The sequence below is a fragment of the Pseudomonas pichavaramensis genome (assembly GCF_050473265.1).
In the GTDB taxonomy this organism is placed as follows: Bacteria; Pseudomonadota; Gammaproteobacteria; order Pseudomonadales; family Pseudomonadaceae; genus Aquipseudomonas.
This window is the reverse complement of record NZ_JBJKFJ010000001.1, coordinates 182,587-197,863: the sequence shown is the minus strand read 5'-3', so window position 1 is coordinate 197,863 and position 15,277 is coordinate 182,587. Positions and strand designations below refer to the sequence as shown.

Annotated in this window: 13 protein-coding genes; 10 read left to right on the top strand and 3 right to left on the bottom strand. The window is 63.3% G+C overall.

The features are described 5' to 3' along the window. The first annotated feature begins 95 nt into the window (after positions 1 to 95). The 10 genes from ACJRW5_RS00860 (at position 96) to ACJRW5_RS00815 (ending at position 13,301) form a co-directional block, all read left to right on the top strand. Entirely contained in the window at positions 96 to 2,315 is a 2,220-nt protein-coding gene (locus tag ACJRW5_RS00860; RefSeq protein ID WP_484568649.1) for a primosomal protein N', read from the top strand. 174 nt (positions 2,316 to 2,489) lie between these two features. After that, entirely contained in the window at positions 2,490 to 4,229 is a 1,740-nt protein-coding gene (gene argS / locus ACJRW5_RS00855) for an arginine--tRNA ligase (protein ID WP_484568648.1), read from the top strand. Beyond that, positions 4,230 to 4,904, top strand: coding sequence for an SPOR domain-containing protein (locus ACJRW5_RS00850; RefSeq protein ID WP_484568647.1), 675 nt, complete (start codon positions 4,230 to 4,232; stop codon positions 4,902 to 4,904). 237 nt (positions 4,905 to 5,141) lie between these two features. Further along, positions 5,142 to 5,672: an ATP-dependent protease subunit HslV gene (gene hslV / locus ACJRW5_RS00845; protein ID WP_273252316.1), complete on the top strand. Its 531-nt coding sequence runs from the start codon at positions 5,142 to 5,144 to the stop codon at positions 5,670 to 5,672. Between the two features lie 181 nt (positions 5,673 to 5,853). After that, entirely contained in the window at positions 5,854 to 7,194 is a 1,341-nt protein-coding gene (gene hslU, locus ACJRW5_RS00840) for an HslU--HslV peptidase ATPase subunit (protein ID WP_484568646.1), read from the top strand. A gap of 162 nt (positions 7,195 to 7,356) precedes the next feature. Continuing rightward, the gene (locus ACJRW5_RS00835) at positions 7,357 to 7,728 is read left to right on the top strand and encodes a gamma-butyrobetaine hydroxylase family protein (protein ID WP_484568645.1); all 372 of its coding nucleotides are present in this window, start codon (positions 7,357 to 7,359) and stop codon (positions 7,726 to 7,728) included. A gap of 295 nt (positions 7,729 to 8,023) precedes the next feature. Beyond that, complete coding sequence (phaC, locus tag ACJRW5_RS00830) at positions 8,024 to 9,703, top strand: class II poly(R)-hydroxyalkanoic acid synthase (protein WP_484568644.1); 1,680 nt, start codon at positions 8,024 to 8,026, stop codon at positions 9,701 to 9,703. Positions 9,704 to 9,844: 141 nt separating this feature from the next. Continuing rightward, positions 9,845 to 10,702, top strand: a complete 858-nt coding sequence (phaZ, locus tag ACJRW5_RS00825) for a poly(3-hydroxyalkanoate) depolymerase (RefSeq protein ID WP_484568643.1) — start codon at positions 9,845 to 9,847, stop codon at positions 10,700 to 10,702. 217 nt (positions 10,703 to 10,919) lie between these two features. Then, positions 10,920 to 12,602 (top strand): class II poly(R)-hydroxyalkanoic acid synthase, encoded by a 1,683-nt coding sequence (gene phaC, locus ACJRW5_RS00820; RefSeq protein WP_484568642.1) that lies wholly within the window; start codon positions 10,920 to 10,922, stop codon positions 12,600 to 12,602. 84 nt (positions 12,603 to 12,686) lie between these two features. Then, positions 12,687 to 13,301 carry a TetR/AcrR family transcriptional regulator gene (locus ACJRW5_RS00815; protein ID WP_484568641.1) on the top strand — a complete coding sequence of 205 codons (615 nt, stop codon included), beginning with the start codon at positions 12,687 to 12,689 and terminating at the stop codon, positions 13,299 to 13,301. A gap of 78 nt (positions 13,302 to 13,379) precedes the next feature. On the opposite strand, the gene ACJRW5_RS00810 is transcribed toward ACJRW5_RS00815, so the two are convergent. The 3 genes from ACJRW5_RS00810 to ACJRW5_RS00800 all read right to left on the bottom strand — a co-directional run bounded on the left by ACJRW5_RS00810 (position 13,380) and on the right by ACJRW5_RS00800 (position 15,165). Further along, positions 13,380 to 14,219, bottom strand: a complete 840-nt coding sequence (locus ACJRW5_RS00810) for a phasin family protein (protein WP_484568640.1) — start codon at positions 14,217 to 14,219, stop codon at positions 13,380 to 13,382. A 10-nt stretch (positions 14,220 to 14,229) separates the two neighbouring features. Continuing rightward, a complete protein-coding gene (locus tag ACJRW5_RS00805) occupies positions 14,230 to 14,676 on the bottom strand; it encodes a phasin family protein (RefSeq protein WP_484568639.1) in 447 nt (148 codons plus the stop codon). 213 nt (positions 14,677 to 14,889) lie between these two features. Continuing rightward, complete coding sequence (locus ACJRW5_RS00800; protein WP_013713710.1) at positions 14,890 to 15,165, bottom strand: polyhydroxyalkanoic acid system family protein; 276 nt, start codon at positions 15,163 to 15,165, stop codon at positions 14,890 to 14,892. Positions 15,166 to 15,277 lie beyond the last annotated feature (112 nt).

Here is a 15,277-nt window from a genome sequence, read left to right as displayed (position 1 = left end):
CCGCGCATCTTACCAGACACACGAAGCGATGCAAGCCAGGCAGGGCACCGGCTGTCGCGTGTTAACATCGACCACCTGTCACTGGAGCTCCTGGCTTGTCCGACCTGATCCTGCGCCTCGCCCTGCCCTCGCCGCTGCGCCGCCTGTTCGACTACCTCGCCCCTGCCGGCGTGCCGCGCAGTGCGCTGCAGCCGGGTGCGCGCCTGCGGGTGCCGTTCGGCCGCCGCGAGATGATCGGCGTGCTGGTCGAGGTCGACACCCAGAGCGACGTGCCGACGGACAAACTCAAGCCGGCACTGGAACTGCTCGACACGCGCTCGCCACTGCCGGCGCCATTATTCAAGCTATGCCTGTGGACCGCGCAGTACTACCAGCACAGTTTAGGCGACACCCTGAACTGGGCCTTGCCGGTACTGCTTCGCCAGGGCGAGCCCGCCGAGGTGCGCCAGGAGCGCTTCTGGCTGGCCAGCAACGGCGCCAGCGTCGATGACCCACGCCTGGCCCGCGCGCCACGTCAGCGCGAAGCGCTCAAAGCGCTGGCGCAACACCCGCACGGCGTTGCCCACAGCCTGCTCAGCCAGTTGCAACTCAACCGCGACAGCCTGCAACTGCTGCACGAAAAGGGCCTGGTGCGCGTCGAAGTACGCCGCAGCAAGCCACAAGCCAAGCCCGCGCACTGGCTGGCGCAACCGGAGCTGCCGCTCAACGCCGAGCAGCGCGCTGCAGTCAACGCCATCGCCTCGGGCTGGGGCCAGTTCAATGCCTTCCTGCTGGCAGGCATCACCGGCAGCGGCAAGACCGAGGTCTACCTGCAGCTGATCCATCAGTGCCTGGAGGCCGGCAAACAAGCGCTGGTGCTGATCCCCGAGATCAACCTCGGCCCGCAGACCTTCGAGCGTTTCGCCCGCCGCTTCAACGCACGCATCGCCCTGCTGCACTCGGCAGTCAACGACCGCGATCGCCTCGATGCCTGGCTCGCCGCGCGCGACGGCGAAGCCGATATCATCATCGGCACGCGCTCGGCACTGTTCACGCCGATGAAGAAACCCGGCCTGATCATCGTCGACGAAGAACACGACGCCTCCTATAAACAGCAGGAAGGTCTTCGCTACCACGCCCGCGATCTGGCCCTGGTGCGCGCCCGCCAGGAAGACGTGCCCATCGTGCTCGGCTCGGCCACGCCTTCGCTGGAGAGCCTGCACAACGCCCACAGCGGCCGCTATGCCCTGCTCAAGCTGACCCAGCGCGCCGGCGGCGCCAGCCAACCACGCTTCCTGCGCCTGGACGTGAAGAGCCGGCCGCTGGATGCCGGCATCTCCGGGCCGATGCAACAGGCCATCGCCCAGACCCTGGCGGCCGGCCAGCAGGTGCTGGTGTTTCTCAACCGCCGTGGCTTCGCCCCGACCCTGCTCTGCCACGACTGCGGATGGCTCTCGGAATGCCCGCGCTGCGATGCGCGGATGACCGTGCACCAACGCTATCAGGAACTGCGCTGCCATCACTGCGGCCATGTCGAACGCCAGCCGAGCAATTGCCCAAAATGCCAGCACGTCGACCTGCGCCCGGTCGGTGCCGGCACCGAGCGCGCCGAGGAACGCCTGGCCGTGCTGTTCCCCGATTACCCGGTGCTGCGCATCGACCGCGACAGCACCTCGCGCAAGGGCGCCATGGATCGCCTGTTCGCCACCATCAACAAGGGCGAGCCGTGCATCCTGGTCGGCACACAAATGCTCGCCAAGGGTCATCACTTCCCACGGGTGACCCTGGTGTCGATCCTAGATGCCGATGGTGGCCTGTTCTCCGCGGATTTTCGCGCCAGCGAGCGCATGGCGCAGATGGTCGTGCAGGTCGCTGGTCGCGCCGGACGCGCCGAGGAGCCCGGCAAGGTGATCATCCAGAGCCACCTGGCCGACCACCCGCTGCTGGTACAGCTGACTGAACAGGGCTACTTCGCCTTCGCCGAACAGGCCCTGAGCGAGCGCCGTGGCGCCGGCCTGCCGCCGTTCTGCCATCTGGCCCTGCTGCGCGCCGAGGCGCACAAGCCAGGGCAGGCGGAAGGTTTTCTCGACGAGGCCTGCAGCGAAGCCGAATACCTGCTGGGCGAGCTGAAGCTGTCCGGCATCGAACTGCTCGGCCCCGTGCCAGCGCCGATGGAACGCCGCGCCGGACGTTTTCGCGCGCAGTTGCTGCTGCAAGGCAACACCCGCGCCGCCCTGCATCGCCTGCTCACGCCCTGGCTGCAGGCGCTGGAGCAGATGCCCAGCGGCCGCGCGGTGCGCTGGTCACTGGATGTCGACCCGATCGATCTGTTTTGAATGCTGCGCCAGTACGCAAACCCGTAGGGTGCGCCGCGCGCACCAGCCTCTCGATTCGCAATCAGGCACCCATGGTGCGCGCGGCGCACCCTACAAGTTATGGCCTGCGGCTTGCCGCTGCTCTTATAATGCACAGTTTTCGACCAAAGCCCCCAAGGCAGCCCCGAGCCGAACATGAAAGACAGCATTCGCCACCTGATCCAGCAAGCCCTCGACCGCCTCACCGCCGAAGGCGTGCTGCCTGAAGGCCTGACCCCGGCCATCCAGGTGGAGAACACCAAGGACAAGACCCACGGCGACTTCGCCAGCAACATCGCCATGATGCTGGCCAAGCCGGCCGCCATGAAGCCGCGTGACCTGGCCGAGAAGCTGATCGCTGCGCTGCCGGCCGATGCGCAGATCGCCAAGGTGGAAATCGCCGGCCCGGGCTTTCTCAACTTCTTTCAGAACAGCAACGCCCTGGCCCAGCGCCTGGAAGCGGCGCTGGCCGACGGCAAGCTCGGCGTGCGCAAGAACGGCGCCGCGCAGCGTGTGGTCGTTGACCTGTCGGCGCCCAACCTGGCCAAGGAAATGCACGTCGGCCACCTGCGTTCGACCATCATTGGTGACGGCGTCGCACGCGTGCTGGAGTTCCTCGGCGATACCGTGATCCGCCAGAACCATGTCGGCGACTGGGGCACCCAGTTCGGCATGCTGCTGGCCTACATGCAGGAAAACCCGGCCGCCGCCGAGAGCGAGCTGGCCGACCTGGAAGGCTTCTACCGCGCCGCCAAGAAACGCTTCGACGAGTCCGCCGAATTCGCCGACCGTGCACGCCAACTGGTGGTCGAGTTGCAGGCCGGCGATGCCGAATGCCTGCGCCTGTGGAACCGCTTCAACGATATCTCGCTGAGCCACTGCCAGGCGCTGTACGACCGCCTTGGGGTCAAGCTGAGCATGGCCGACGTCAAGGGCGAGAGCGCCTACAACGACGACCTGGCACAAGTGGTCTCGGATCTGGCCGCCAAAGGCCTGCTGACCGAGGACAACGGTGCGCAGTGCGTGTTCATGGACGAATTCAAGAACGCCGAAGGCAACCCGCTGCCGCTGATCGTGCAGAAGGCGGGCGGCGGCTACCTGTACGCCACCACCGACCTGGCCGCCACCCGTTACCGCGCCGGCACGCTCAAGGCCGACCGCGTGCTGTACTTCGTCGACCAGCGCCAGGCCCTGCACTTCCAGATGGTCTTCGCCTGCGCGCGCCTGGCCGGCTTCGTCCCGGCCAGCATGAACATGGAGCACATGGGCTTCGGCACCATGAACGGCCCAGATGGTCGCCCGTTCAAGACCCGCGACGGTGGCACCGTGAAGCTGGTACATCTGCTCGATGAAGCCGAGCAACGCGCCTATGAACTGGTCAAGAGCAAGAACCCGGAGCTGGGCGACGACGAACTGCGCCAGATCGCCCGCGTGGTCGGTATCGCCTCGGTGAAATACGCCGACCTGTCCAAGCATCGCACCAGCGACTACAGCTTCAACTTCGACCTGATGCTCAGCTTCGAGGGCAACACCGCGCCCTACCTGCTGTACGCCTACACACGCGTGGCTGGCGTATTCCGCAAGCTGGGCAAGGGCGTCGAAGAGATCGGCGGGCAGATCTGCCTGGTCGCCGAGCAGGAACAGGCCCTGGCCGCCAAGCTGGCGCAATTCAACGAGCTGCTCACCAGCGTCGCCGAAAAGGGCACGCCGCACATGCTGTGCAGCTATCTATATGACCTGGCCGGTCTGTTCTCCAGTTTCTACGAAAACTGCCCGATCCTCAGTGCCGAAGACGAAGCCACGCGCGACAGCCGCCTGCGCCTGACCGCACTGACCGGCCGTACCCTCAAGCAAGGCCTGGAGCTGCTCGGCCTGGAAACCCTGGAGCGGATGTAAATGGCCGCGCGCAAGAAGCCAGCGCCCAAGCGCGGCGCCAGTCGCTATCAAGCCCCGACTAAGAAGCCTGTACCGGGCTGGCTCTGGCTGGCCTGCGGCCTGGTGGTCGGCGGTTTCTTCATGTTCCTGTTCAGCCTCGAGCCGGGTCGCGACGAGATCAAGCGCGACCGCGGCGAGCAGGCGCGCAGCACCAAGCCGGAACCCAAGCCAAGCAAGCCAGAACCGACCAAGCCCAAGTACGACTTCTATACCCTGCTTCCGGAGTCGGAAGTGATCCTGCCGCAGGCGCTGGAGGAAACGCCGCCACCCGCTCCTGCACAGAAACCGGTCACTCCCGAGGAAGCGGCAAAGATCGACACCGCCCGTGCCGAGGCCGCACTCAATGGCCAGGTGCCGCCACCCGCGCCGCAGGTCATTGCCAGCGCGCCGGTCACCACGCAGTTCTTCCTCCAGGCCGGCTCGTTCCGCAAGCGCGACGACGCCGATACCCTGCGTGCGCAGATCATCCTGCTAGGGCAGAACGTGCGTGTGGAAACCGGCAAGGTGCGCGAAGAAACCTGGCACCGCGTGCTGGTCGGCCCCTTCGCCAGCCGCGAGCAACTGGCGTCGGCGCAGAAGACCCTGGCCGGCAATGGTTTCAGCAACCTGCTGTTACAGCAGCGCCAGGTCCGCTGATCGCCCAACAGGCCGTTGAAAAACGTAGGCGAGGCAGGCTGGCCGAGGCAAAAACAGCCGAAAAAGCGCAGTTTACGCGTTGTAAATGAGCATTTTGAGGCTGTTTTTAACGACGGCCAGACAACGCAGGTAGTTTTTCAACAGCCTGTTAAGCCCGCCGCCGGTTGAAAAGCTGCGGCGGGCACCCCATCTGAGTTTCCATCCGGGCAATTCGCCCCGCAGCGTGGAGATTCACCCTTGACCACCATCGTTTCAGTGCGCCGTCATGGCAAGGTCGTGATGGCTGGCGACGGCCAGGTATCGCTCGGCAACACCGTCATGAAGGGCAACGCCAAGAAGGTGCGCCGCCTGTACCACGGCCAGGTGCTGGCCGGTTTCGCTGGCGCCACCGCCGATGCCTTTACCCTGTTCGAGCGCTTCGAAGGCCAGTTGGAAAAACACCAGGGCCATCTGGTGCGCGCCGCCGTTGAGCTGGCCAAGGACTGGCGTACTGACCGCAGCCTGAGCCGCCTGGAAGCCATGCTGGCGGTGGCCAACAAGGATGCCTCGCTGATCATCACCGGCAACGGCGACGTGGTTGAACCCGAAGAAGGCCTGATCGCCATGGGCTCCGGCGGCAACTTCGCCCAGGCCGCCGCGCGCGCTCTGCTGATGAAGACCGACCTGTCCGCCCGTGAAGTGGCCGAGACAGCCCTGGGCATCGCAGGTGACATCTGCGTCTTCACCAATCATCACCAGACAGTCGAGGAACTGGACGCCCCCGAGTGAGGCCTATCTAAAAACTACCTGCGTTGCCATCGCCGCGTTGAAAACAGGCTCGGAATGCTCATTTACAACAGTAAACTCCGCGTCCTCGCCTGTTTCCGCCTTGCGCTGACTGCCTCGCCTACGTTTTTAGAGAGCCCCCAAGCGTCAACTTTTTTATTGATTCGATAGCGAGCCAGATTCCATGTCCATGACGCCCCGCGAGATCGTCCACGAACTCAACCGCCACATCATCGGCCAGGACGACGCCAAGCGCGCTGTCGCCATCGCCCTGCGCAACCGCTGGCGGCGCATGCAGCTGCCGTTAGAGCTGCGCCAGGAAGTGACGCCGAAGAACATCCTGATGATCGGCCCGACCGGCGTGGGCAAGACCGAGATCGCCCGGCGTCTGGCCAAGCTGGCCAACGCGCCGTTCCTCAAGGTCGAAGCGACCAAGTTCACCGAAGTGGGCTATGTCGGCCGTGACGTCGAGTCGATCATCCGCGATCTCGCCGATGCCGCGGTGAAAATGCTGCGCGAGCAGGAAATCATCAAAGTCCGCCACCGCGCCGAAGACGCCGCCGAAGAGCGCATTCTCGATGCCCTGCTGCCTCCGGCCCGCCAGGGCTTCGGCGACGAGCCTGCGCGTAGCGAGGACTCCAACACCCGTCAACTGTTCCGCAAGCGCCTGCGTGAAGGCCAGCTGAACGACAAGGAAATCGACATCGAGGTCGCCGAGTCGCCCATGGGTGTGGAGATCATGACCCCGCCGGGCATGGAGGAAATGACCAACCAGCTGCAGAACCTGTTCTCCAGCATGGGCAAGGGCAAGAAGAAGAGCCGCAAGCTCAAGGTCGGCGACGCGCTGAAGCTGGTGCGTGACGAGGAAGCCGCACGCCTGGTCAACGAGGAAGAACTCAAGGCCCGCGCCCTGGAAGCCGTCGAACAGCACGGCATCGTCTTCATCGACGAAATCGACAAGGTGGCCAAGCGCGCCAACGCCGGCGGCGCCGACGTGTCCCGCGAAGGCGTGCAACGCGACCTGCTGCCGCTGATCGAGGGCTGCACGGTCAACACCAAGCTGGGCATGGTCAAGACCGACCACATCCTGTTCATCGCCAGCGGCGCCTTCCACCTGTCCAAACCCAGCGACCTGGTACCGGAGCTGCAGGGCCGCCTGCCGATTCGCGTGGAACTCAAGGCGCTGAGCCCACAGGACTTCGAGCGCATTCTGCGTGAGCCGCATGCCTCGCTCACCGAGCAATACAGCGAGTTGCTGAAGACCGAAGGGCTGCACATCGAGTTCGCCGAAGACGGCATCAAGCGCCTGGCCGAGATCGCCTGGCAGGTCAACGAGAAAACCGAGAACATCGGTGCCCGCCGCCTGCACACGCTGCTCGAACGCCTGCTGGAGGAAGTATCCTTCAGTGCCGGCGACCTGGCAGGTCAGCAGAATGGCGAGCCGATCCGCATCGACGCCGACTACGTCAACGGCCACCTGGGCGAACTGGCTCAGGACGAAGACCTGTCGCGCTATATTCTGTAAATCCAGGCGCACGATCTGGTCGCCGGTAGCCGGCGTCATTCTGTAGGAGCGGATTTATCCGCGAATTTCGCGGCTGAAGCGGAATGCCGCCCAGCCGCTCCTACAGGAGGGCGCAATCACTCAACTAGGCGTAGCGCCTAAATAAGATCACGGAAATCAGCCATGCCCATCCCCAGCGCGATCAAACTGCACAAGGCCTCGAAGACCCTGGAGCTGCGCTACGGGGATACGCGCTATCAGCTCAGCGCCGAGTTCCTCCGCGTGCACTCGCCCTCGGCCGAGGTGCAAGGGCACGGCCAACCGATCCTGCAAACCGGAAAACTCCATGTCGGTCTGGAGCGCATTGAGCCAGCCGGCAACTATGCACTGAAATTGTGCTTCGACGACGGCCATGACAGTGGCCTGTTCACCTGGGACTATCTGCACGAACTGGCCACGCGCCAGGACGCACTGTGGGCCGACTATCTGGCGCAACTGAGCGCCGCCGGCAAATCCCGCGACCCCAATGAATCAGTCGTTCGCCTGATGCTCTGAGGCGTCAGGTAAACCCTTGTCGCAGAGCGCTCGGCACCTTCGACATAGATCACGTTAGTGGCAGTTAGGGCGAGTTTTCTAATCTATCGCGGCATACTCCTGCCCCATTGACTGGCTTGCTTAACGACGCAAACTCGGGTAACCAAGGAACTGGCAGGTTCCCTGCATTTGGCTGTGCCAGGTGCAACGAAGACGCGGATTCGATCCGCCCCCGGTAACCCGAGCAGTACCTGGCCCTGTTCAGCTGCGCGCCTTCGCAGGCCGGTATTCGTCTCAGGACAATGGAGCGTCGTAGATGAGTGACAAGAACAACGATGACCTGAAACGCCAGGCCTCGGAGAACACGCTGGGACTCAACCCGGTGATTGGCATCCGCGGCAAAGATCTTTTGACTTCTGCCCGCATGGTGCTTTCTCAAGCACTCAAACAACCCTTCCATAGCGCCAAGCATGTGGCCCACTTCGGCCTCGAACTGAAGAACGTCATGCTCGGCCAATCTGCTCTGCTGCCCGAGGACGGTGATCGCCGCTTCACTGATCCGGCCTGGAGCCAGAACCCGCTCTATCGCCGCTACCTGCAGACCTACCTGGCCTGGCGCAAGGAACTGCACGACTGGATCGAGCACAGCTCATTGTCCGAACAGGACGCCAGCCGCGGCCACTTCGTCATCAACCTGATGACCGAGGCCATGGCTCCCTCCAACAGCATGGCCAACCCGGCCGCCGTCAAACGTTTCTTCGAGACCGGCGGCAAGAGCCTGCTCGATGGCCTCTCGCACCTGGCCAAGGACATGGTCAACAACGGCGGCATGCCCAGCCAGGTCAACATGGACGCCTTCGAGGTCGGCAAGAACCTGGCCACCACCGATGGTGCGGTGGTCTTTCGCAACGACGTGCTCGAGCTGCTCCAGTACAAGCCGATCACCGAAAGCGTGCATGAGCGTCCGCTGTTGGTGGTGCCGCCGCAGATCAACAAGTTCTACGTATTCGACCTGTCGCAAGACAAGAGCCTGGCGCGCTTCCTGTTGCGTAGCCAGGTGCAGACCTTCGTGGTCAGCTGGCGCAACCCGACCAAGGCACAGCGCGAGTGGGGCCTGTCGACCTATATCGAGGCACTCAAGGACGCCATCGACGTCATCTGCGCCATTACCGGCAGCAAGGACATCAACATGCTCGGCGCCTGCTCCGGCGGCCTGACCACCGCCTCCCTGCTCGGCCACTATGCCGCGCTCGGCCAGCAGAAAGTCAACGCTCTGACCCTGCTGGTCAGCGTGCTCGACACCCAGCTCGATACCCAGGTCGCACTGTTCGCCGACGAGAAAACCCTGGAAGCGGCCAAGCGCCGCTCCTACCAGGCCGGCGTGCTGGAGGGCAGCGACATGGCCAAGGTATTCGCCTGGATGCGCCCCAACGATCTGATCTGGAACTATTGGGTCAACAACTACCTGCTCGGCAACGAGCCGCCGGTGTTCGACATCCTCTACTGGAACAACGACACCACGCGCCTGCCAGCAGCGCTGCACGGCGAATTCATCGACATGTTCCAGACCAACCCGCTGACCCGCCCGGGTGCGCTGGAGGTATGCGGAACGCCGATCGACCTGAAGCAGGTCACCTGTGACTTCTTCGTCGTGGCCGGCACCACCGACCACATCACACCCTGGACCTCATGCTACAAGTCAGCGCTGCTGTTCGGTGGCAAGTGCGAGTTCGTGCTGTCCAACAGCGGCCATATTCAGAGCATTCTCAACCCACCGGGCAACCCCAAGGCGCGCTACATGACCAACAGCGAGATGCCACTGGACCCGAAAGCCTGGCAGGAGAGCTCCACCAAGCATGCCGACTCCTGGTGGCTGCACTGGCAGAACTGGCTGTCTGAGCGCTCGGGCGCGACCAAGAACGCCCCCAGAGCACTGGGCAACAAGAAGTTCCCGACCGGCGAAGCAGCGCCGGGCACCTATGTACACGAACGCTGATTTTCGAGCCCAACCGCGGCACCTGGAAGTGCCGCGCGCCACGCCGCCCCGTTCGGATATGGCGAACCAGGCGCGTCCTGGTAACCCTGGAGAAGACCCGGATGGTCGCCTCCAGTGCTCAACTCCATAGGGGCTGCGCCTATGCCGCAACCATTCGCATTCCGCACCATCGATCTCGATGGGCAAACCATCCGTACCGCGGTGCGGCCGGGCAACAGCCAGTTGGTGCCGCTGCTGATCTTCAACGGCATCGGCGCCAACCTGGAGCTGGTCATGCCCTTCGTCGCCGCTCTCGATCCCGAACTGGAAATCATCGCTTTCGACGTGCCCGGCGTCGGCGGCTCATCGACGCCCGCCACGCCCTACCGCTTTCCCGGACTCGCCAAGCTGGCGGCGCGCATGCTCGATTACCTCGACTACGGCCAGGTCAATGCCATCGGCGTGTCCTGGGGCGGCGCTCTGGCCCAGCAGTTCGCCCACGACTATCCCGAACGCTGCAAGAAGCTGATCCTCGCCGCCACCTCGGCCGGCGCGGTGATGGTGCCCGGCAAGCCCAAGGTGCTCTGGCGCATGGCCAGCCCCAGACGCTACGTGCAACCCTCCTACGGCGTGCGTATTGCCCCGGACATCTACGGCGGCGCCTTCCGTCGTGACCCGAAGCTGGCCATGGCGCATGCCAGCAAGGTCCGCTCCGGCGGCAAGATGGGCTATTACTGGCAACTGTTCGCCGGCCTCGGCTGGACCAGCATCCACTGGCTGCACAAGATTCGCCAGCCTACGCTGGTCATGGCCGGCGACGACGACCCGCTGATCCCGCTGATCAACATGCGTCTGCTGGCCTGGCGCATTCCCAACGCCGAACTGCATGTCATCGACGACGGCCACCTGTTTCTGGTGACTCGCGCCGAAGCGGTGGCGCCGATCATCATGAAGTTTCTCGAGGAGGAGCGGCAGCGTGCAGTGATGCACCCGCAGCCAACACCATTGCGCCAGCATTGATCGCACCGACAGAGTGCGCGATGTTCTGCATGCTCGATAAAGGGGCCTGCGGAGCCTCCTGAAAAGTTCGACGCGGCTGTCTGGGATGCACCTCCTGCGCGTCTGGTACAGGGCTTGCTGCAAGCCAAGCACAAGCGAGCGGCGCACGTGGGCTTCGAGCGAGCCTGGTAGTCGGTGCCATGCGAGTCTCTAGACGGTTTGACGACGGAGTGTTGCCATGCGAGACAAGTCGAACACCGGCGGCCTGCCGGCACCTGCCAGCTTCATGAATGCCCAGAGCGCCGTGGTAGGTGTACGCGGCCGCGATCTGGTATCCACAATGCGCCTGCTGGCTGCTCAAGGGCTGAAAAACCCCGTGCGCAGCGGTCGGCATTTGCTGGCTTTCGGCAGCCAGCTGGGACGCGTGCTACTCGGCGACGAGCTGCACAAGGTCAACCCGCAGGACGCCCGCTTCGCCGATCCGACCTGGCACCTCAACCCCTTTTATCGACGCAGCCTGCAGGCCTACCTGGCCTGGCAGAAGCAGCTCGCCGCATGGATAGACGATAGCGACCTGTCAGCCGATGACCGTGCCCGTGCGCGTTTCCTGGCCTCGCTGATGAGCGATGCGCTGTCGCCCTCCAACAGCCCGCTCAACCCACAGGCGGTCAAGGAATTGTTCAATACCGGCGGCAGCAGCCTGTTCAAGGGCCTGCGCCATCTGTTCGACGACCTGTTGAACAACGACGGCCTACCCAGCCAGGTCAGCAAACACGCCTTCGAAGTCGGCCGCAACCTGGCCTGCACGCCCGGCGCCGTGGTGTTTCGCAATGAGCTGCTGGAGCTGATCCAGTACAAGCCGATGAGCGAAAAACAGTATCTGCGCCCGCTGCTGATCGTGCCGCCGCAGATCAACAAGTACTACATATTCGACCTGTCCAACGACAAGAGCTTCGTCCAGTACGCGCTGAAGAACGACCTGCAAACCTTCATGATCAGTTGGCGCAATCCAGACCCGCGCCATCGCGAATGGGGGCTGTCGAGCTACGTGCAAGCGGTGGAAGAGGCCATCGACGCCTGCCGCGCCATCACTGGCAGCAAGGACGTCAATCTGCTCGGTGCCTGCGCCGGCGGCTTGACCATTGCCGCGCTGCAAGGCCACTTGCAGGCGCGGCGGCAGTTGCGCAAGGTTGCCAGTGCCACCTATATGGTCAGCCTGCTGGACAGCCAGATCGACAGCCCGGCGATGCTCTTCGCCGACGAGGAAACCCTCGAGTCGGCCAAGCGCCGCTCCTATCAGCAAGGCGTGCTGGACGGTCGCGACATGGCCAAGGTGTTCGCCTGGATGCGCCCCAACGACCTGATCTGGAACTACTGGATCAACAACTACCTGATGGGCAAGCAACCACCTGCCTTCGACATCCTCTACTGGAACAACGACAACACGCGTTTACCGGCGGCCCTGCATGGCGACCTGATCGACTTCTTCAAGCACAACCCACTGGCCCGCCCCGGCGCACTGGAGGTGTGCGGCACACCGGTGGACCTGACCAAGGTCACGGTCGACAGCTTCAGCGTGGCCGGGATCAACGACCACATCACGCCCTGGGACGCAGTGTATCGCTCGACCCTGCTGCTCGGAGGCAACCGCCGCTTCATCCTCTCCAACAGCGGGCACATCCAGAGCATCCTCAACCCGCCAGGCAACCCCAAGGCCAATTACTACGAGAACAGCAAGCTCACCTCCGACCCGCGTGCCTGGTACCACGACGCCAAGCATCAACATGGCAGCTGGTGGCCGCAGTGGCTGGAATGGATTCAAGCCCGCTCAGGTGAACAACGCGAAACACTGATGGCGCTGGGCAACCAGAACCATCCGCCTATGGAAGCCGCACCGGGTACCTACGTGCATATCCGCTGATCAACAGCAATCGGCAGGTATAGCCGACAGCGCCTTGCCCGGCTATGGTCAAACCTTCGCGACAGGACGAACAAGAAGCAACGGATGAAAACCCGCGAGCGCATTCTGCAAACGGCCCTGCACCTGTTCAACGAAGAGGGCGAGCCCAACGTTTCCACCCTGGAAATCGCCAACGAACTGGATATCAGCCCCGGCAATCTCTATTACCACTTTCACGGTAAGGAGCCGCTGGTGCTGGAGCTGTTCGAGCGTTTCCAGGCCGAGATGGCTCCGCTGCTCGACCCGCCAGCGGAGGCACAGCTCGATGTCGAGGACTACTGGCTGTTCCTCCATCTGATCGTCGAGCGCCTGTCGCAGTACCGCTTCCTCTTCCAGGACCTGTCGAACCTGGCCGGGCGCCTGCCCAAGCTGGCACGTGGCATTCGCCACTGGCTCAACGCGCTCAAGCGCACGCTCGCAGCACTGCTGGCCCGCCTGATGGCCAACGGCCAATTGAACAGCGGCACCCAGGCGCTGGGACAACTGGTCGAGCAGATCACCCTGACCCTGCTGTTCTCCCTGGACTACCAACGCATCCTCGATCAGCCAGGCGAGGTGCGGCTGGTGGTCTTCCAGATCATGATGCTGGTTGCTCCACACCTGAATCAGCCATCACGTGGCGCCGTCGAACAACTCGCACAACGCTACCTGGAAGCCTGAAGCACCGTTACCAGCGTTTACAGGACGCATAACGCAAACGCCCGGCACTAGGCCGGGCGTTTTTTGCTCCCGAGAAACTCAGGTCGGGTTGGCAGGTGTTGCCGGAGTAGCAGCCGGGGCCGGAGCAGCGGCGGGAGTCGCTGCTCCGGCAGGTGCCGCTGGCGCTGCCGGTTTCGCTGCAGCAGCCTTGGGTGCGGCAGGCTTTTTCGCTGCTGGTTTTTTCGCTGCTGCCGGCTTGGCTGCAGCCGCTGGCTTGGCAGCGGGTTTCGCTGCGGCCTTGGCTGCCGGCTTCGCCGCTGGCTTGGCAGCAGGTTTAGCGGCTGGTTTTGCAGCCGCAGGCTTCGCGGCAGCTTTAGCAGCAGCCGGTTTAGCGGCCGGCTTTGCTGCGGCTTTGGCCGCTGGTTTAGCGGCCGGTTTAGCAGCAGGTTTGGCTGCTGCTTTCACAGCCGGTTTGGCAGCAGGTTTAGGCGCAGTTTTAGCAGCCGGCTTGGCAACCGACTTGGCCGACACACCCGCAATCTTCTCCAACTGCTTGGTCAGGCTATCGACCTTGTCATTCAGTGCCTTCACTTCGTTGCGGCTGGGCACGCCCAGGCGCGAGATGGCATTGTTCAGACGCTTGTCGAACGCCTCCTCCAGCTCACCCCACTTGCCGATCGCCTTGCCCCGGACCTCGTCGACCTTGGAGCGGGCCGAGCCGACACTGGCTTTCACCGTACCGACCTGCTTGTCGACTTCGCTCTTGGCCTGCTTCTCGGCCTTCTCGCCATCCTTGACCAGCGAGTCGAACAGCTTGGTGCCGTCCTTGCTGACCTTGGAATAAGCGCCCAAGCCTGCCAACCAGATCTGGCGCGAGTATTTCTCGACCTCGCCGATCCAGGAGCTGGTCTGTTTCTCGGTTTTTTTCTTAACAGCCATCCTGATCTCCTTATTTGGTACGCGCGACGTGCTCGAGCAACGCGCTCAGCTCATCCAGCTTAGCAGAGAGTCCTTCAACATCCTGCTTGGACGGGATGCCGATGCGATTCAACGCGGCAGCCACACGAGTGTCGAAAGCCTTCTCGATCTTGTCGAGCTGAACTTCGACCTTGCCTTTTACGCTGGTGACGTTGCTGTTGACCGACTGCTTGACCGATTCGATCTGGCTGTTGGCGGCCTCGACCTGTTCGTCGACCAGCTTCTTGCCTTTGCTTTCGACGCCTTCACCGGTCTTGACCAGTTCCTTGAAGTATTCGGCCCCCTCGGCCCCTGCCTTGGCATAAGCGCCCAGGCCGGCGAGGTAGATCTTGCGGGCATAACCCTTCACGTCGTCGAGCAGACCGGCTTTGTCTTCGACCACAGATTCGACTTTTTTCTTCACGGCAACTTTCGACATGGTGCACCTCACGCGCTTTGACAGTTAGCGGAAACGCCCACGGAATGCAGGCTTAGGTACACCCTAAGGAGAAAAATTAGAAATCTCATACTAGGAGCGGCGACAGATGCGCAAAGGGATCGCGCATCACCGATGCCACCCTCTTTTGGGATGTGCCCGTAGGGTGAATCACGCCTCCCCCTACGGGCTGACTTGAAGCCTGAGGCTGCCGTTTCAGGCCAGCGACTTGTCCAGTACCTGCTCGATCTCGCGCTGGATCATGCCGCCCATGGGCGACAACAGCAGCCCCAGCTTGAGCTCGACACGCACGGTATCCTCACCCACTGCGATGCTGCCATCGGCGCCGCTGCGCTTGAACTCCAGGGTGTCACCGTTCCAGCGGTAACGCACGTCGTACTCGCTGGCCAGGCGCTCGGCCAGACGCTCGGCTTTCTCGCGAGCGCCCTCACGACCAAGGGAATGGGATCGTTCGACACGGATGCGGGACATGACAACTCCTTGAACTGGCAGCGCGCCGCACAACTGCGGCATGAGGTCGCGTCACTCTACCAGCCTCGACCACGGCCGAGCACTAGCGTCTGTTTGCCCTCTCGCTCGAGCC

Bases quoted from the DNA above. Each gene is read 5' to 3' on its own strand.
- argS (WP_484568648.1), top strand. From the start codon at position 2,490: ATGAAAGACAGCATTCGCCACCTGATCCAGCAAGCCCTCGACCGCCTC.
- ACJRW5_RS00850 (WP_484568647.1), top strand. From the start codon at position 4,230: ATGGCCGCGCGCAAGAAGCCAGCGCCCAAGCGCGGCGCCAGTCGCTAT.
- hslU (WP_484568646.1), top strand. From the start codon at position 5,854: ATGTCCATGACGCCCCGCGAGATCGTCCACGAACTCAACCGCCACATC.
- ACJRW5_RS00835 (WP_484568645.1), top strand. From the start codon at position 7,357: ATGCCCATCCCCAGCGCGATCAAACTGCACAAGGCCTCGAAGACCCTG.
- phaC (WP_484568644.1), top strand. From the start codon at position 8,024: ATGAGTGACAAGAACAACGATGACCTGAAACGCCAGGCCTCGGAGAAC.
- phaZ (WP_484568643.1), top strand. From the start codon at position 9,845: ATGCCGCAACCATTCGCATTCCGCACCATCGATCTCGATGGGCAAACC.
- phaC (WP_484568642.1), top strand. From the start codon at position 10,920: ATGCGAGACAAGTCGAACACCGGCGGCCTGCCGGCACCTGCCAGCTTC.
- ACJRW5_RS00815 (WP_484568641.1), top strand. From the start codon at position 12,687: ATGAAAACCCGCGAGCGCATTCTGCAAACGGCCCTGCACCTGTTCAAC.
- ACJRW5_RS00810 (WP_484568640.1), bottom strand. From the start codon at position 14,219: ATGGCTGTTAAGAAAAAAACCGAGAAACAGACCAGCTCCTGGATCGGC.
- ACJRW5_RS00805 (WP_484568639.1), bottom strand. From the start codon at position 14,676: ATGTCGAAAGTTGCCGTGAAGAAAAAAGTCGAATCTGTGGTCGAAGAC.
- ACJRW5_RS00800 (WP_013713710.1), bottom strand. From the start codon at position 15,165: ATGTCCCGCATCCGTGTCGAACGATCCCATTCCCTTGGTCGTGAGGGC.